This window comes from Natrinema salsiterrestre (assembly GCF_029502005.1).
Taxonomy (GTDB): domain Archaea; phylum Halobacteriota; class Halobacteria; order Halobacteriales; family Natrialbaceae; genus Natrinema; species Natrinema salsiterrestre.
Genome location: NZ_JAMQOT010000003.1, coordinates 165,996 through 184,959 on the forward strand (window position 1 = coordinate 165,996; position 18,964 = coordinate 184,959).

Genomic DNA, 18,964 nt, shown 5'->3' on the forward strand with positions numbered 1-18,964 from the left:
CGATCAACGGTTCCAGTGGTTTTTGTAGTCGATCGTAATACCCTCGCTCGAGAGCGAGACGACCCTATCTATGTCATCGATTATTATCGACCGGCTCACCGCCGACGACGGGACGCTCGAGTGTTCGGTTCGCGCCTCGGCCGACCTCGAGCGGTTCGTGACCGACGAACCGTTCCGAACCAGCTACGACGTCCCGATCGCGGACGTCCCCGACGGCGTGCTCGCGATTCCCGTCCTCGCGCAGATCTGTCCGGTCGCGTGGGCCAACGGGGCCGACGTCTACGTCGACGAGGTCGACGCGACGTTCGCCCGCGCGCTCGAGGACGTCGCGGAGTCGCTGTCCGCGATGTACGACTTCATCGACGGTGGGACGCTCTATGCCCGCAGCACGATCGATCCGGACCCCGAGGGAACCGACGAGACCGGCCTGCTCTTCACCGGCGGTGTCGACTCGACGTACTCGTACGTTCGCCACCGCGAGGAGTCGCCGACCCTGATCAGCGTCCGGGGCTGGACGATCACCCCGGACGCCGGCGACGATGAGAAATGGGACGCCCTCCGGACGCGCGTCTCGAGCTTCGCCCGCGAGCACGACTGCGAGACGGCGTTCGTCGAGTCGAACATGCTCTCCTTCCTCGACCACCCGATGTTGCTGGCCCACTACAAGCGCCACGTCGACGGCGGCTGGTACAGCTCCGTCGGTCACGGTCTGGGGCTGCTCGGACTCTGCGCGCCGATGGCCTACGCACGCGGGATGACGGACCTCTACGTCGCCGCGACCCACTGGGAGGGGATCGACCTCGAGTGGGGCTCTCGTCCCGACATCGACGACCGCGTCCGGTGGGCCGGGACGCAGTGTCACCACGACGGCTACGACCTCACTCGCCAGGAGCGCCTCGATCGGATCGCCGACTACGTCCGGACCGAAGCGCCGACGCTCCAGCTGCAGACCTGTAACGATCGGATGGACGGCAACTGCGGCGCATGCGAGAAGTGTTACCGAACCGCAGTTGGCCTCCGCCTCTCGGGCCTCGAGCCCGACGATCACGGGTATCCCTTCGACGACGGCGACTACCACCGCCTCCGTCGCTCCCTCGAGCGCGGCGAGTGGGTCCTCGGGCAGGACGAGCGACATATGTGGGCGGACATTCGCGAGCGCGCCCGCGACACGGCGCCCGCGACGCCCGCCGAACGGACCTTTTTCGAGTGGCTCGAGTCCGTCGATCTGGACGACCTGATCTCGGCGTCGGAGCCGCCGCTCTCCCATCGGCTCCTCCGTGCGGGCGCACGGAACACACCGAACGCGGTCTACAACACCGCGTATCCGGCCTGGACGGCGGCGAAAGCGGGCCTTCGTCTCGTCCGGTCGGACAAATAAGGATCGCCGCTGATCGGTTCAGTCGGTTCGACGATGCTCCCCGTTCGGGAGCCCTGATCGGTACCCGATCCGGCACCGTCCGGCTCTGGCTCACTCGAGGTAGCCGAGATCAGCGAGCCGCTTTTCGACCGCTTCGTCGTCCGTTTCGATCGATCGATCCCCGTCGAACCGGGGATATCGGCGCGTCTCGCCAGCGTCGACGCTTGGAAGCGGCTCGCCGTCCATTCGCTCGTCGACCGGCACGTCGAGGGTCGATAGGACCGTCGGAGCGATGTCGAAGAGGTGAGGAGTCCCGACAGACACGCCGTGATCGACCGCGTCACCGTAGGCCGCAACGGTGCCCGTGAGCTTGTGGTTCCACGGTTCGCTTGGCGGCCCGAACTGTTGGTTTCGCAGCGTCGCGGAGAGGAAGTGATCGAAATCGGCCGGAACGGTAACGACGTCGACTGCGTGTTCACTCTCGGGGCCGTGAAAGTACTCTTCTCGAGGACGAACGGTCTCGAAAACGGGATCCCCGTCGGGCGTCGTGACCGACCCCAGAGCGTCGATGATTCGCGTCCGGACCGTCTCGTACTCTTCGGGCGGGACGACGCCGTCGGGTTCGCGTCCCTCGAGATTGATCCGAACGCCGAGTTCGATCCGCGAGCGGACGTACGCAGTCGATTCACTGAAGTCGACTTGCGTTGCGCCCGCGTTGACGAGCCCGGCAGGGGCGTATGCTGCTACGAAGTCGTCGATGCCGAGGCGCTCGAGGACAGCTCCGATCCGCTGGCTCGTGAGACCGATCCCAGCGGCGGTCGCCATCGCTCGCTCTGCGACGCCGGGCTCGTACCTCGTGGCATCCTCTCCTCGCTTGAGATTGTCGTCGCGAACCGTCGCCCACGTCGGCATTCCCGATCCGCCGCGTTCGACTTCGACAATCCCCGTCTCGCGGAGGTACTCGTTGACGCGGAACTCTCGTCCGTCGTACGGTCCCATTCCGTGATCGCTCGCGACGATCACGGTCGCCGGATCGTGGGCCTCGAGGATTTCTCCGAGTTGTCGATCGACCTCGCGGTAAATGGCGCGGATCGCCGCGTCGTCATCGGGTCGCTCGTGGAAGATCGAATCGGTCGCCTGGAACTCGACGAAGCCGAAATCGGGGTCGAACCGATCCGCGAGATAGCGAAACGCTTCGCCTCGCATGCGCACGCAGTCACTGTATGTACTTCCGAGATCGGCCGCGTCCTCGTCGGGGTAGACGCGGTACTCCCCGATCGATTCTCTGACCTCTTCGAGCAACCCGGCGGGGTGACAGTCCGGATTCTCCGGTGCGGTGTAGCCGGGGATCAGTGCACCGTCGAACTCCCGCGGCGGGTGCGTGACGGGGACGTTGACGACCACGCTCGTCATGCCGTGGCGATCGAGCAGCTCCCACAGCGTTCGTTCGCGGACGTCCGTGGCGTTGACGACATCCCAATCGTAACCGTCGAACGAGAGGAAGCCGTATATGCCGTGCTTTCCGGGATTCATTCCCGTGTACAGCGACGGCCACGCCGACGCCGTCCACGGCGGGATCTGTGACTCGAGCGGGCCGTTCGTTCCGTCCCGGTAGATCGACTCGAGGGTCGGGACGTCGCCGTCGTCGAACAGCGGTGCGAGTATCCGATCGCAGGCTGCGTCGATCCCGACGAGTAACGTCTGGAGGGAAGATTCGCCGTCCATCGACGGGACCGTCATGCTATCGAGCCTTGGTTATAGACGAAATTACTGCGGGTTGACTCGTTTATCGTGTTCGAACCGATCCAACGCCACAGAGTGACTGCCTGTAGCGTCTTCGTCCAACGAGAGAAACGACCCCATACCGGTGGTAATTCGAACCGGAGCGTAGTGCGTTCGGTTCCGAATCCGTTACGCGAGGCACAGATCCTCACTTCACGCTGTCGTACAGCGAGGCGACCGTTCGCATGCCCCACGAGCCGTACTCGAGGCCGTAGTACGTTTCCAGCTCGGGGTTGAACTTCGCCTTGTACCGGTTGATACGCCGCGTATCGGCACCGACGAGGTCGTACGTCTCGAGACCCCGATCGATGCCGTCGCTCATGATCGCCCAGTCGAGGAGATCGTTCGTCGGTAGGTCGACATCGGCATCCGTGCGAACGCCACCGAGCCACCGTCCGGTGGTGTCGCCGTACTCGAGGGCCAGGATGCCACCGACGAACTCACCGTCGACGGTGAGGTTGTACGGACGGACGTGGCCGTTCGGCGACCGGTCGGCGAGGTCGAGAACGAACTCGACCGGTACGCCGAAGCTGATCCCCTGTGACTCGTACCGATTTTCGACCTGGTCGTGGATCTGGCGGATCTCTTCGGGACCGCCGACGGCGATTTCGTAAGCGTCTTCGTCGGCGTTCCGGATGTTACTTCGCGCGTCGCTACTGAACGACATCAGGAGGTCGTCCTTGTCTTTCGAGAGATCGACCGCGTAGGTGTACTCCGGCGTCGCGTCGTACTCGTTCCATTTGAACGGGCGCGAGTCATCGACGGCCGTCGCGGTGCGGACGTGACCGTACCTCGGGTTCAGTTCGGCACTGATCCACTCGAAGCAGCCGTCCAGAAACCGCTGTCGCCGCCGCTCGCGCTTTCGCTGTTTCAGTTTCCCCATGTTCAGGAAAGCGGGGCCGAGATATGGCACGCGGAGGCGCGGCGGCGGCGAAAACGCAGTTGTCACGAGCTGCTTTCTGATCTCGAAAACCGGGAAGAGTCCGACTGGTTCCTGTCCCTTGAATCCGATCAGCGGATGCAATGCCGCACCGGCGTGGTCGGCCTGGACTCGGAGCGCCTCGAGTTCGTGCCACAGCGTTCCCTGTGGCGACCGTTCGACGTACCCGTTCCACCGCTCGAGGTCGTCTCCCGTCGCGATGTGGACGTCGATACTCATGGGCTCGATCCCTCGATCTCGGTCGTCGGAGTCGGTTCGGTAGTCGATCGGGGTTCCATGCCAGACGGATTCCTTCACAGCCACTTTGTAAGCATCATATTTCCGTCGTCGACAGCAACGGGTTCGATCGCATCGATGGGTCTCGGATTCCGAGACTCCCGTCTCCCTCATTTGCAATCAGTCACGGACAACCTACCGCGAGTGTGAACGGACACCGATCAGTACACTCGGGCGCGACGACTCGACAGATGCGCTCGCCCAGAGGCCGACCCCACCGAGAGGATCCGGTCTTCGATCGGCCGGTGCAGCGATATCACACTCGAAAGAGGTGCAGCTCAGGACACGATCCGCTCTGGACTCTGATAAGCGTATTAGTAATACCGGGAATTCGAGCGCCTGATACCGGGTTATCCGACGAGTAACAATAGCTGGCGTAATCGACCAACTGATAACTGACAACTATAATGAAAGAGATCCCGATCAATCTGTTCGCGACCGTGCGACGACGAAGCAAGCGCCTCGCTTCTTGGATACCTACCGATCTGGTCGGAGTCGCCGGCTTCGTCGCCCTCGCGATCGTCGTATTGGCCGTCGTCGATGTGTCTTCGCCACTGATACGGGCGGCGATTGGATTTCCGCTCCTGTTTTTTGCACCTGGATACGTGACCGTTTCGACGCTGTTTCCGCGGTCATCATCCGCTCAGGAGGTGGCCACCGAGGACCGCCTGCTGATACGACAAGTAGTATCGATGACGGACATCGAGCGCGTGGCGCTTTCGTTCGGATTGAGTGTCGCACTGTTGCCGCTGCTCGCCCTGGGTATTGCCGCGACACCCTGGGGATATACTGGACCGGTTGTCGTTACTACCGTGAGTTGTTTCAGTCTCTTCGGCGCCGGGCTCGCTGCTATTCGACGATCGGTCGTTCCCCCAGCTGATCGCTACGAAATCGAGTTCGGTCGACGACTCGAAGGGGTTTACGTGGCAATCTTCGGCGTCGAATCGTCGCTTCACGTCGCCGTTAACGTCGTACTCGTCCTTGCCGTGGTACTCTCACTGACGACAGCCGGGTACGCGTTCATCTCTCCGCAGGAGGGGGAGCAGTATACGAGCCTGCAGTTGCTCACCGAAAATGAATCGGGGGAACTCGTCGCATCGGGGTACCCCTCGGAGAGTGAACTGGGTGAGTCGTTCCCGTTCGTTATCGCCGTCGAAAACCAGGAAGATCGGGATATAAACTACACGGTCGTCGTCCAGGAACAGCGTCTCGAGGACGGTGATGTAGTCGAACGTACGGAGCTCCGACGGATCGACGCGGGAGTCAGTGAGGGAGCGACCGAATACTACGAGCGAAACGTCACGCCAGCATCCGGCGAGGGGTCCGCTCGAATCTCCGTGCTGCTGTACACCGATGGGGTCCCGGAGACGCCGACCCACGAGAACGCCTACCGACACGCGTACTTCTGGACGACCGTCACTGAGTCGGACGGTAGCGATTCCGAAGCAGGCGATAGCGGTAGCGATTCGGAAGTAGCCGATAGTGGAGACGACTCGAGCGAGGAGGATGACGACCCGTTCGACGATCTGTTCGGTGACGACGACGAGAGTGAATCCGATGACGATGAGGGCGAACCCGACGACAGTGACGAGACGGACGATGAGGGTGAATCCGATGACGAGAACGAAACCGACGAGGGGACCGGTGACGGTGACGACGAAACCGAACCGATCGACGACGGAAGCGGTGACGGCGGGAACGAAACTGACGGATAAACGGTTTCCACGGTCGGTAAGTTGGACCGTATAACGGGTCGGCCCGGTCACGATTCGCTCGCGGTTTCTGATCGAGTTCGAACGATTCCCTTCTCTGTGATCAGTCCTTGAGCGCGCCAGCTACCGTCCGGTCCCGGTGAGCTGATGTGTCGGCCGAGTATCCGTGGCAGTAGGGTACAGTATCGATCAGTGAGAGTCGGAGGGAACGCCCTGCCCGGGGACTAATCATCTGCATAACAATAATATGTCCCGTGACTGGTTCGAGTAGCGGATACTCCGCCCTCCCAGAAAGACCTGACAAGTATGATAATACGAGATAATATCTCCGTAATCGGAACGTGCTCGGTTCTCGCCGCAGTTGCAGTGCTCATCGCGTTCGCCTTCGGAACGGCAGTCGGTGTCGGTACCGTCGCGGGTCAATCCGCACCGTCGGACGCCGACGAGTACGCGGTCGTGCAAGGTGACGAGTGTTACACTATCGAACCGCTCGGCGACGGCTCGCAGTCCGTCGAGGAGTTTTACGACTACCGAACGCCGAATACGACCCCGAGTTCGTACTCCTATAGCTCGTTCGGCACCACCCACCTCCAGGAAGACGACACGAGCTCGCTCTTCCTGTACGAGGGAAGCGACGGAATCAGCCTCGTCGCGCTTCACGATCAGTACAACGGTAGCTCGCCGGGCGGGGCGGTGACGATGCAGTTCGACGGCCTTCCCGAGGACGGCGAGTGGGTTATCGAGGACGACAGTTACGACGGTCGCTACGACGAGTTCGATCACAGCGGGGACTCGAGTCGAATCACCTGGGCGTACACCGACGGCCGAAACGACGGGGCCGCCTTCCGCGGCGGGCTGGAAGACGACTTGGATCTCACGATCGAGCCGGCGTTTAACGACGCGGCCGACTTCCGCGTGTACGAGGGGGAGATTACCGACTGGCAGGTCATTTCAGCGACCGAGGACGGCCACGAACGCACGTCGCTGGACATGTCCGAACCGATCGAGCTCCGCTCCGGGGGCTGCACCTCGTACGCGATCTCCGATCTGGAGACGGACGGAACGGTGACGGCGGGCGACCCCGTCGATATCACGGCGACAGTCACGAACGACGGTGAACGGACGATAACGACCGAAATTCCGTTCCTCATCGACGGTGAGACTGTCGACGAGCAGGACGTGACCCTCGAGCCCGGCGAGACCGCGACCCTGTCGACGACGGCAACGGTCGACGAGGCGGGGACGTACACCGTCGGGGTGGGCGATCGATCGACGGAGATGACCATCAGCGATGGCGGCGATCGAATGCCCGGGTTCGGCGTCGGTGCCGTGATACTGATGGCCGTTCTCGGGGTGCTGATCGTCCGATACCGGCGATAAACGGAACGGTGACGGCTGCTCGATCTGCGTTTGATTTCGACGGCGGAGTCCACGGCGAAGACGCTCGGAGCGACGCCGCCGGTCGCGCCTCTCGGTCGTTGACACAGGCGGCCTGCCGTACTCGAGGACGCATTCGGTGTCCCCGAGGACGGACCTTCACTCGAATCGAGACTCCCGATTCGGCTGGCCGGTCACCCGCGGAACTCGAGGTTCGGACAGTAACGCGCGCTGCGGACCGGTGATCCGTGCGATCGGGGTCGATCCGAAAGCGGAATCGACGGACCCCACCGTGAGAAATGCGGCTACGTTCCGTCACCTGTCTGCAGGAGATCCCCGTCGGAGACACCGAAAATACCGCGTTATACGATCAGAAACGATGACATAACAATTCGTGTGAACGGTCTCGACGGATCCAGAGCGAATAATGACACGACGAAACAGTTCCGCGAATACGGTACCGTATTCGGTTCTCGTCACGATTGCTGTCGTGGTCGCGCTCGCCGTCAGTGCGACGGCAGTGGCCGGCGCAGCGACTCCTCCCCCCGATTCGGACGAGTACGCGGTTGCGCAGGGAGACGACTGCGTGACCGTCGAACCGATCGGTGACGGCGTTCGGACCGTCGAGGAATTCTACGACTACCGCACGCCGAATACCACCCCGAGCTCGTACTCCTACAGCTCTCACGGGACGACCCACCTTCAGGAGGACGATACGAGTTCCGTCTTCCTGTACGAGGGGAGCGACGGGCTCAGTCTCGTACTGGTTCACGACCGATACGATGGCGACTCGCCGGGCGGCGCGGCGACGATGACGTTCACCGGCTTGCCCGAAGACGGCGAGTGGGTCGTCGAGGACGACGGGTACGACGGCGCCGACGACGAGTTCGATCACAGCGGGGACTCGAGTCGCATCACCTGGGTCTGGTCCGAGAACCGGAGCGACGGTGCCGCGTTCAGCGGCGGACTGGACGACGAGTTCTCGATCACGATCGAGCCGCGGTTCAACGATGATGCTGCCAAGCAGGTGTACGATGGCCACGTCAGCGACTGGGAGGTGATTTCGGGGACCGAAACCGGCCGCGAACGGGCCTCGCTCGACATGGACGACCCGGTCGTGATCGCGTCCGGAGAGTGCACCTCGCATTCGGTTATCGACCTGAACGTGCCAGAGACAGTGACGGTGGGTGAATCCGCGACTATCGAGGCCACGGTCGAGAACGACGGCGCGACACCCGGAAACGCTACCGTTCCGTTCACCGTCGACGGCGAGACCGTCGACGAGCGGACGGTGTCGCTCGAGTCCGGCGAAACGACCACGCTGTCGACGAACGCCACGTTCGACGAAGCCGGCACGTACACGGTCGGGGCAGCGAACGCGACGGCGGAGGTGACCGTCAACGAGGGCGACGACGAGATGCCCGGCTTCGGTGTTACTGCCGCGGTCCTGGCGGCACTGGTTGCAACACTGATCGGACGTCGTCGACTGTAGGCCGTCGTCTCGCTGCCGTCGGTCCCTCGACTACCGCGAACGAACTGCCAGAGAGGCAACAGGGGCATCCCGAGGCTTTCTTGAAGACGTTCGGGCCCTGAATACGGAACCTCTTATCCGTTTTTCACGGGACACCGCCGTAGACCCCTCACTGATCGACGACGTCGCGATACACGTCGTGAATCTGGGCGGACATCCACTCCGTACTTATTCTCTCGGCCCGTTCGCGTCCGTTTGATCGGTCACCCCGCTCGAGAACTGAGGATAGCGCGCGTCGAAGCTCCCGATCGGATCGGCAGACTGCGGAGGGCGTGACGCCCTCGAGCCGTTCAGGAACGTCTCCAACGTCGACGGAAACGACAGGAAGATTACAGGCTATCGCCTCTTTGACTACGTTTGGCGACCCTTCGCGGTCGGACGTTAACAGGAGACAGTCGGCGGCGTTCATGTACAGGGGCATCTCCGAATGCGGCACTTCGCGGGCCGTCTGCAGGTGTACCGGCTCCGGAACGTCGTCGCGAATTGCCTCGACGATCCGTTTTGCCCGCGGGTAGTTCTTCACCTCGCGTTCGGCTTTGTACGGGAAGAGGACGTGTTTCGCGTTCGGATCCCAGCCGAGCCGGTCCATCGCCTCCGACCGCGGCGACGGCTCGAACAGAGCGAAATCGACTCCGTGGGGAATGACGTGACAGCGCTGACCCAGTTCCCGTTCCATCCGCTCCGACATGACGATCGTGGCATCACAGAAATTCGCACACAGTTTGCTGATCCAACCGAGTTCCCCATCGAGATCCGTTCCCCAGAGCGACAGTACGACGGGTAGTCGCGGTTGAGTTATCGCGAACGGTGCCGTCAACCCATAATTCGCATGAATGAGATCGTACGACCCCAACGACTCCTTCAAAACAGTCGGATGAAATCGGAGATAGTCGAGGATGGATCGACTCGAGTCCGCCGTCACCGTCCCCGGTACAGAGACCGTCGTACAGTCGACGCCCCGTTCCTCGAGTGCCTGTACCTGGAGTTCGAATGGAGGTGAATTCTCCTTCGACGTGATATTCAGTACATTCATCGTCGTATAGGTAACCTTATGCAGATGTTCAGAAGCCGAACGTTTTGTTATGGAGCGTTTGCGGTCGGTATCCGAGTGTCCCTGTTATTGCTGGCCAACTGATTACCAGTAACCCTTCTCCCCGACGTGCTATCGCATATACAGAAACTACGTTCATTCACACGCTTCATAACAAGGTACAATTCTGTAGACGAACAGATAATGTCACATTCACCTTCGACACTGAGAAAGAGGGGGCTCCTCACAATCGGATTTCTCGCGCTCACCGGCGCCATTCTAACGGCTTACTCGACGCCGGCAACCGGGTACGAACTTTCGCTGTACTCGAATACCCCCCTCTCCTTCTGGGTACTATTCGGATGTGCGCTGTTCGTTGCACTACTTGTTTCCATTCGGGCGAATACTGACTGGAATCGCCGTCTCGCACTCGCGCTCAGTGGTATTTCGATGGGGGCATTCGTCGGCCTCCCTGTATTGAGAGGGTACCGGTTTTACGGTGCTGGCGACGCACTTACTCATCTCGGGTGGATGCGAAGCGTTCAGTCAGGGATAATTTCGCCGTTCGAGTTGAAGTATCCTGCTCTTCATACAATCACGACCTTCTTCGCCGTTACCATCGGAATTGACCTTACACAGGCGGCATCACTTGTAATCGTTCTATTGTCGTGTTTATTCTTCCTTTTTGTGGCGTTATCGACATCGCTCGTGTTTGAAAGTCGATACAGCACAGCTGTCGGCGCCTTTGGCGCATTTCTATTGCTGCCGGTTACGGCTCTCAGCACATATATCGTTCCCCATGCAATGTCGCAGGCGATCTTCTTTTCAGCAGTCTATATTTACATCCTACTACAATACATTCAGAGTTCTGCGTCATCCCGCACCCCGTCGGCTGTTGGTGTACTTTTCGTGATTACGTCGTTCGCATTGGTTGTCTTCCATCCACAACTCGCAGCACACCTTATCGCCGTGTTTTGCGGAATATGTATAATGCAGTATCTGTATCGTTACTATCGGAATTCACATCCGGTCGTTGATCATCGTCCGATCTACGGACAGAGTTTGGCACTTGTGGTCGCGTTTCTTGCTTGGACTGCGAATCACGATTTTTTCGGTGGTGTGGTGGAGTATGCTATCTCAAGTGCTGTCACATACTTTGTTGCCGATGGAACGGCAGCATCCTCCGTTAACTCTAAGAGTGAATCGCTTGCCGCAATTGGTGGAAGTGTCATCACTATATTCCTAAAACTATTCAGCTCGAGTGTCGTTTTTTTCGGACTTACGGGACTTCTCCTCTTATGGGCCATTTTGAAAAAGAACGGGACTCTCACCAGCAATACGAACGGCTTACTGCCGTACTTTACTATTTCATTGATCACTCTGGCTGGAATCTTCGGTCTATACTTCTTCGCCTCATACTCTGAGATGTACTTCCGCGTGTTTGGACTCATGATGGTTTTCATCACCATCACGGGCTCTGTTACTATCGCATACAGTATAATTTCTTTTTCAGGGCAGATACCGAAGACAGTTCTCCAGAGCGTCGTTGTTGTCGGGTTTGCAATAGTATTATTTCTTTCTCTACTTACTGTCTTTCCCTCGCCGTACATTTACAACGCCTCTCCCCATGTGACAGATATGTCAATGGAAGGTCATGAAAAAGCCTTCGAGACGCAAGATGCGAATGTTACGTTCGTTGGTATTCGCGCTGGACCGAACCGACATGCCGATGCGATACACGGTAATTTAGACCGTACACAAAAGTACAGTGCCATAACTGGAGAGGAAATCGACGAGGGAATAACACAGCAATACTCCGCCGATCGATATATCATTATAACCCAGGCCGACAGAGCGCGAGAAATACGTTCATATCAGGAGTTGCGGTATTCACAGTCACAGTTAGCTTCAATCTCATCACAGAGGGGCGTCAATCGAATTCAGTCGAACGGGGAGTTTGAACTATTCCATATAAGAGGAACTGCGGAATGAGGGCACTACAGGTTCGGTCTAGAGTTAACCAATTCACATTTTCCCTGACAGACACGGTGGTAATAATCTGCTCTCACTTACTGATGATTGACGGGAGTAATACCGCCCACACGATGACGAACTCGTTTACCTTTGACGGTTTGATCGTCACCTCTTTCTGATGATAAGTACAATTCTGGCTAATAAAAACATTGATGTAAATTATAATAGCTAGTAAGTTACATAATTTCACATTCTCCATTTGGGACGTCCGATATCGTTTAGGGCCATAAATGCCATTACCATGGCATCTCCATCATTTTCAGGTAGCGAATTTCTCTGTTACCAGCGTGCTGTCTCTACCACTTATAACCCATAGTGTAATACATCTCCGGACGTTTCAAATTCTGCAGTTCTCCCAAACAGATAATTGTCAGTGGAAGGCAGAATCAGTAGAAATGCCTCTTATTTCCCAACTGGCTGATCGATTCAAGGCCGAATTAGTTGGTCAGATCATTTCAGTTATCTCCGGAGCAATTCTCACTGTCGCATTAGCACATCTACTCAACCCGGACGGATACGGACTACTATTTTTAGCAATTTCGGTACTAGGTACGATTAAAACCTTTAGCAAACTCGGAGTCGCTAAATCGGCTAGCCGATATATTGCGGAGTACAAGGAAACGGACTCCGGTCAAATCAGACATATCCTCAAATTTTCTTTCGTCTTGAATCTTCTGACGATCGCGGTCGTCTGCTTCGGGACTCTTCTCAGTTACAAATACATAGCAAATCTCATTGGTGAGTCCGACCTTGTTCCCTTTCTCTTACTCGGAGTCCTATTTTTGATTTTTGGGACATTAGTGACATTCGTGCGAACGGTACTTCAGGGGTTCGAGGCAATTAAGGCGGGTGCGGTCCTTCACGCCGTGGATCGTGGGACGAGGCTCGTACTTGCACTCGGTTTCGTGGTTCTAGGTTACGGTGCAATTGGTGCTCTCCTTGGCTACATTATCGCGTTTGCCATAACTGCCGTGCTCGGACTCATGTATCTGTATATTCGGCATTATCGAAGTGGCAAACGGAGTGAGAGAGAGTCCGATCTCCGGCGGCGAATCGTAGAATATACTATCCCACTGACAGCTACGGGCACTGCAGACGTACTCGACAAGCGCGTTGATACGGTCATCGTCGGATTCTTCCTTGGACCAATCGCAGTTGCGTATTATACGCTTGGTAGACAAATCGTCACCTTCATCCAGACACCAATGTCAGCTCTCGGATTCACACTTTCCCCGACCTACGAATCACAGAAAGCAAAAGGCAACACAGAGACAGCAGCTCAACTCTACGAACAAGCGCTCATCCACGGGTTGGCAGTATACATTCCCGCAGCAGCTGGGCTGATACTCGTCGCAGAACCGCTAGTCACGCTCGCCTTTGGTGATGACTACCTCGGTGCCGTTCCCATATTACAGGTACTGGCGGTTTACGCTGTGTTACAGTCGATTACTGCACTTACGAGTAATGGACTCGATTTTCTCGGCCGGGCACGAGAACGAGCCATCATCAAAGGTGTTACCTCTGTCTTGAACGTGATTTTGAACATAATTTTAATTCCAAGAATTGGTGTTGTTGGGGCCGCAATTGCAACTTTGGCCACATATTCTATATATACATTCACGAACGTATATATAATTGGGCTCGAATTCGACCTTCAGACAAGGTTGATACTCCGGAACGTTATGGTTATTTTATCAATTACCAGTGTAATGTCTGCGTGTGTCTATGTGGTATCTGACTACGTTACTGGGTTCATAACGCTATTTGCTGTCATCGGTTTTGGCACTCTTGTCTGGCTGTCACTAATAGCCTTTTCAGGCGTACTTGATTTCCGAAAAATAATTTCAACACTTTCATAGCTAATGCTGTGTGTGGCTATGGTTTCTTCCACGTATCATAAGTTCTCAACAACTGTTTTGACAACTTCTCACCTGGTCAAACTGTGACAGAGAGATCGAGTATTAGGGCACCGTCTAGTTAGTACGGTTTGAAAACGAGCAGGCCGTAGAGTTTTGCTCCCGTGCGGCCCATCAGAACGTGAAACATTCTGAGGACGGCGAAGCCGTCGCGGGTCGCCATTGATGAAACAACAGTCAAGATTAATGACAACCGGTCTTGGATGTCCGCTGCAATAAACATAGATCCACAGCTCATTCTCGATGTCGCAGTGTTCGGACGACGAGCCACTGATCCAGCTGCTGCGTTTCTCCATTGATTGACCGAGAAATACGATCTCTCTAACACCGTGTTTCTCGTTGATGGCTATCCGACTTCCCTCTCTCGAATAGAATTGAGCAGTCATCTCGACTAAGTTGATCGAATCCTGATTGAAAAGTGGTCACACTCTAAAGATGCGTGGTGACCGCTTCCACAACTCGTGGGTGAGCAATCGCGTAAGCGTTAGAAATTGGCTTGAACAGTTCGTACACTATCATAGCACCCAACGACCGCAACGATCACCCAACGGACAGACGCCAGCGGAGGTTCGAAACTAGACAATACCGACATATGTCGATTACCAGCGGTCAGTACCGACGATTCTTGATAAATGGGATTACGCCCAAAACGTATGCAGTATCCTTCTCATCTTCAATACACTTAAGGTCGTCTAAAGACTCGCTATTCCCACGGCTCTTGGCGACTTCTCAAAGATGCTTTGGTGGTGTTTAGTTAAGCGTGAAAAGTGAGGCGTGCTGATTTCCAGCTGGTTCATGGCAGAAATCGCACGCCTCAGCGGTAGTAGCGGCTGGATTGATTTGGATTTTGTGGAGCGTGAGCGGACACCGCGTCAACTGATGGAGTTGGGTATTCGACTCCATCTGTCCGGACTATCGCTTTCGAATACCGTTCGAGAATTATAGAAGTTCGGTGTCCAGCGATCTCGAAAGGCCGTTCACGATTGGATACACAAGTGTGATCTACAGCCTGCCACTGATGCGTCACCGAATCACGTTGCGCTCGACGAGATGGTGATTCGAATCGACAATCAACAGTACTGGCTGTATGCTGCTGTCGCTCCCAACTCGAACGAATTGCTCCATATACGGCTGTTTTCGACAACTACGACCGCTCTTACAGAGCTGTTTTTACAGGAACTGACCGAGAAACACGACGTCGAGAACGCTGTGTTTCTCGTCGATGGAGCAAAACATCTCCAGACTGCACTCCGTCGATCTGGGCTCCGATTTCGCTTCGAAAAACATGGAAATCGGAACGCTGCTGAACGTGTCTTTCGCGAGATAAAACGTCGTACCTCTTCGTTCTCAAACTGCTTCAGTCACGCACAACCGTCAACAGCTGAATCCTGGCTCCAAGCCTTCGCAGTCTGGCACAATGCTACAAACTAAACACGACCGATGCTTTCGGCCAAAAATACTTGAAACACGCGGGTTAAATATCATAAATGAGTTTCTGCAATGTATTGCGTTAGAGCTCACTCGGCTATGGACTCCGTACGACATATGAGAGACGTAAGACTGATTCGATTTCTGGAGACCACTGTCTCAGTCAGAACTTGAGGCTTTGAGCGGCTCAGCGGGCTTCTTCTCGGTTGATGATTTTTTTGTAACAATTAGATTGTAGGCCATTTCACAGTCGGAAAGATCTTGAATATCATCAACGTCCTTGGGGCTGACAAATGGCTCGATCGTTATTGTTTCGGTTAATGCTCCGGCAACAATGAAGCCATGATGATCGAGAATATCTAGGAGATGTTGGGTCTTTTCGAGATCGAGAAGATTGGCATGGACTTCAAGAGACAAAACCAGTGGACCATCAGCTTCGAGGACTGGTTTGAGACTTTGAAGCACTTCAACTTCCAGACCCTCGATGTCCATACGGACAGCAATGACCGACTCTGGCGAGTGATTTTGCTTGGTGAGATATTCATCTACCGACCACATGTCGACGGTAATTGATTCGCCGGTATCGTATCGCCAACTGGATGTCGATGGAGCTCGTATTTTATTTAAGTTGCTGTGGGTCGACAGCTCGAGTTCGGCTTTACCGCATTCCGGTCCTATTGCAACTCGCTCGATAGTTGTTCTATTTCTGTAACCGTTTAGCTCCAAGTTCTGTTCCAGTAGCTTCGTATTCCGCTCATCGGGTTCAAACGCGATTACTTCGGCCGAATCTCTGAGCACCTCTAACTCCATCAGTGCAAAGTACCCGATGTTTGCACCAATTTCGAGAACAAGCCCGTTATCAACTTCATCACGTATCTGTTTGAGCTCTTGTTCGAATATTTGAATGCCGCGTTGCTCTCGAACACCATAGAGAAAGAGGTCCCGGGAGAGTCCTTCGTCCTCAAGATTTAACACCATCGGATTGCCTCGGATCTCCCGTCTGATTGTCATACCGTTGCGTTTTCCAATCCAGTCAATATAGTAGTCATACACTCTCCATCCGGTCACTGCTGCGATGAAATAACTGATAAGTGCACCTAGGCGACGCTGTCGGATGAGTAGTAATATTTCGCCGACGCTGTGTTTTGCCCACCACACCTTTCCTTTGGGATCGGAGACAAAGGCGCGAAACTTCCGTAGTACCTCCATTGTAACCTAGGGAGATAGATTCTCTTTCATCAGGTAGTTATAGGCCATGAAAAGACCTTCATGAAACGCCATACATGTGGTAGAGACAATATACCCGCAGATAATGTATATTATCAATCATTACATGACGAACCATGATCTTACTTCAAAGGTACGTCGGTGGAAGATCGCTTTTAGCGAGACACGTAATGAATTACCGAAATAAACTAATTCGCGATAGTATCTCTACGTACTACTAACATCATCGAAGCGGTCCGAATCAACCTTGACACCGTTGACCCGGATGGTAGCGTCCCCATCGATACTGAACTGTTCAATTTCGCTATTAAACCGCCACGCGTCGAGGTAATCCGCCACAACGCCACTGGCATACGTACCATCAACGGTAGCGGCCTCGTCGACCGTCGCGTTTTCGTCATTACTCGGTTCAACCGTGTCACTGACAACGAACTCGTAACTCGCCGTGTCGCTGGTCCCGTTCCCGTCGATTACAATCACGTTCGGCAACTGGGCTTCCTCCTTTTCACCGACGTCATCGAAGCGGTCCGGATCAACCTCAACACCATTAACACGGACGGTGGCGTCCCCGTCGATACTGAACTGTTCAATTTCGCTATTGAACCGCCACGCGTCGAGGTAATCCGCCACAACGCCACTGGCATGCGTACCATCGACGGTAGCGGCCTCGTCGATCGTCGCGTTTTCGTCGTTACTCGGTTCAACCGTGTCACTGACAACGAACTCGTAACTCGCCGTGTCGCTGGTCCCTTCCCCGTCGATCACGACTACATTCGGCAACTGAGAATCCTTGTCTCCCGGGACAGACGTGATGGTATCAAATACACTCAAATCAAGAGGTGTTCCATTCGCAGTTATCCGTGACGTTCCCTGTATTTCTCCAACTCGTAGAATTTCACCACCAGTAACGCGGAAATTATCGGCCGAACCGCCGGTATATCCGTGAATATACCAGTGTTCTCCCGATTCAAAGGCTCGATCCGTGTACTGTTCATCATCAGGTTCAGCTTCGTTACCCACTTCGACGGCTTCAGCATCAAGTTCAATCAGATACTCGGCGAAATCATTTTGAGCAGTCACTTCAAGCGAAAAATCACCTGCCGGAATGAACGGATCTATGTTATTGTCGTCTGTACTATCCCCTGACTGACCACTGGCAGCTTCTTCGGCTGAAGCCGGCGCGCCAATATCACTTGGACTCCGGTGCCGTGGTGTCCCTGCCGACGAGCCATTAATTCCGCTACCAGCGTTGCTCACTGTGTCATACCGTGAGTTCTTGACGCTGAGTTCGGCAGTATCCTGTTTTGGGTATGAACTGCCACCGAGGATTATGTCAGTGCCGTTCTCTCCGTAGTCACAGTCGATCATGTCCGAGTGTTCGTAATACTGCCAGTGTCCACGGTGGATTCCGTTCCACCCGACACAGTTCTTAACGTAGGAGCTCGAGGTTCCGATTCGAGTATGACATGTCGCGTTGCCGTGGAAATACGAGTCTTCGATACGAACCGATCCATCGGCACCATCCGACCCTTCATGGCCGGTCGATGAGGCATAAATTCCGTTGTCCTGCATGTTCTGAACGTTGACGTTCTGGATGAGTAGATCACCACCGTGGTTGCGCGTGACATAGATTCCCATCGGGCCATTATAGTCGTGTCCCGGTTCGTACGCACCTGGAAGGTAAACGTTCTGGATCAGACCGGTCGCGTCGGCCGACGGAACTTCTACATTAAACGCAGAGCCATTCGTATGGCTGTCGAACGTTCCTAGAACGCCGATATTTTTAATTTCCCAGTTATCAGCAACGGCTATGATGCTATAAGCAGCCCCTTCTGCCGAGATATCAATGAGTACGTTTTTCCATGTTTCTCCGTCAGAAAGTCTCTTGCTGAACGTTTCTCCACTGCCCACTTCAATAACGTCATAGTCCTCGGCAGATGCGCTTGCCGTTGTTTGGAGCGTGGTTGCTCCGACTGCGGCTACGGCCGCTTTCAAATATGATCGTCGATCAATCGATTTCTTTTTCGGGAAACTCTCGGGGTCACCAATCATTTGCAAATTAGGCGTGACCTTCTGCTCTGATAGATATTCACGTGAATATGGCCGTCCTATTTATGAGGCTTTTATTGACGGATAACAAGAGGCAACATTAACTATTAATGTGGAGGTGCTTACAGTACTGTTTGCTTGATCCACCTCTAGTCATTATATAAACATTTCAAGAACATAGTGATACGTTGAGCTAACAGTAGTCTGCTATGGTCCTACACCACGTAGATAATCTTTATTGGATTCTCTTAATAAGTGGGATGAAGTAATATCTGCGCGAGGAGATGAAGACTAATGTGCTCGAA

11 protein-coding genes and 2 pseudogenes are annotated in these 18,964 nt (G+C 55.4%); 8 read left to right on the forward strand and 5 right to left on the reverse strand.

What is annotated here, in order from left to right:
- Positions 1-70 precede the first annotated feature (70 nt).
- Positions 71-1,378 carry a hypothetical protein gene (locus NDI89_RS10335; protein WP_277521489.1) on the forward strand — a complete coding sequence of 436 codons (1,308 nt, stop codon included), beginning with the start codon at positions 71-73 and terminating at the stop codon, positions 1,376-1,378.
- Positions 1,379-1,468: 90 nt separating this feature from the next.
- On the opposite strand, the gene NDI89_RS10340 is transcribed toward NDI89_RS10335, so the two are convergent.
- Both NDI89_RS10340 and NDI89_RS10345 read right to left on the reverse strand, forming a co-directional pair.
- A complete protein-coding gene (locus NDI89_RS10340; RefSeq protein ID WP_277521833.1) occupies positions 1,469-3,082 on the reverse strand; it encodes an alkaline phosphatase family protein in 1,614 nt (537 codons plus the stop codon).
- 205 nt (positions 3,083-3,287) lie between these two features.
- Entirely contained in the window at positions 3,288-4,298 is a 1,011-nt protein-coding gene (locus tag NDI89_RS10345) for a lipid II:glycine glycyltransferase FemX (RefSeq protein WP_277521490.1), read from the reverse strand.
- Between the two features lie 464 nt (positions 4,299-4,762).
- Here NDI89_RS10345 and NDI89_RS10350 point away from each other — a divergent pair, with 464 nt between their 5' ends.
- The 3 genes from NDI89_RS10350 (at position 4,763) to NDI89_RS10360 (ending at position 8,936) form a co-directional block, all read left to right on the forward strand.
- Complete coding sequence (locus NDI89_RS10350) at positions 4,763-6,070, forward strand: DUF1616 domain-containing protein (RefSeq protein ID WP_277521491.1); 1,308 nt, start codon at positions 4,763-4,765, stop codon at positions 6,068-6,070.
- 303 nt (positions 6,071-6,373) lie between these two features.
- Positions 6,374-7,447: a CARDB domain-containing protein gene (locus NDI89_RS10355; RefSeq protein ID WP_277521492.1), complete on the forward strand. Its 1,074-nt coding sequence runs from the start codon at positions 6,374-6,376 to the stop codon at positions 7,445-7,447.
- 424 nt (positions 7,448-7,871) lie between these two features.
- Entirely contained in the window at positions 7,872-8,936 is a 1,065-nt protein-coding gene (locus NDI89_RS10360) for a CARDB domain-containing protein (RefSeq protein WP_277521493.1), read from the forward strand.
- A gap of 148 nt (positions 8,937-9,084) precedes the next feature.
- On the opposite strand, the gene NDI89_RS10365 is transcribed toward NDI89_RS10360, so the two are convergent.
- The gene (locus NDI89_RS10365) at positions 9,085-10,008 is read right to left on the reverse strand and encodes a glycosyltransferase (protein WP_277521494.1); all 924 of its coding nucleotides are present in this window, start codon (positions 10,006-10,008) and stop codon (positions 9,085-9,087) included.
- Positions 10,009-10,209: 201 nt separating this feature from the next.
- On the opposite strand from NDI89_RS10365, the gene NDI89_RS10370 reads away from it, so the two are divergent.
- From NDI89_RS10370 to NDI89_RS10385, 4 genes and pseudogenes are all read left to right on the forward strand, one after another.
- Complete coding sequence (locus tag NDI89_RS10370; RefSeq protein ID WP_277521495.1) at positions 10,210-11,997, forward strand: hypothetical protein; 1,788 nt, start codon at positions 10,210-10,212, stop codon at positions 11,995-11,997.
- Between the two features lie 437 nt (positions 11,998-12,434).
- Positions 12,435-13,898 (forward strand): flippase, encoded by a 1,464-nt coding sequence (locus tag NDI89_RS10375; RefSeq protein ID WP_277521496.1) that lies wholly within the window; start codon positions 12,435-12,437, stop codon positions 13,896-13,898.
- A 194-nt stretch (positions 13,899-14,092) separates the two neighbouring features.
- Positions 14,093-14,534: pseudogene (locus NDI89_RS10380) on the forward strand (DDE-type integrase/transposase/recombinase); the annotation flags it as partial.
- Between the two features lie 216 nt (positions 14,535-14,750).
- Positions 14,751-15,386: pseudogene (locus NDI89_RS10385) on the forward strand (IS6 family transposase).
- 156 nt (positions 15,387-15,542) lie between these two features.
- Here the strand turns inward: NDI89_RS10385 and NDI89_RS10390 are convergent.
- Positions 15,543-16,592, reverse strand: coding sequence for an FkbM family methyltransferase (locus NDI89_RS10390; RefSeq protein WP_277521497.1), 1,050 nt, complete (start codon positions 16,590-16,592; stop codon positions 15,543-15,545).
- A gap of 225 nt (positions 16,593-16,817) precedes the next feature.
- A complete protein-coding gene (locus tag NDI89_RS10395) occupies positions 16,818-18,662 on the reverse strand; it encodes a hypothetical protein (protein WP_277521498.1) in 1,845 nt (614 codons plus the stop codon).
- Positions 18,663-18,964 lie beyond the last annotated feature (302 nt).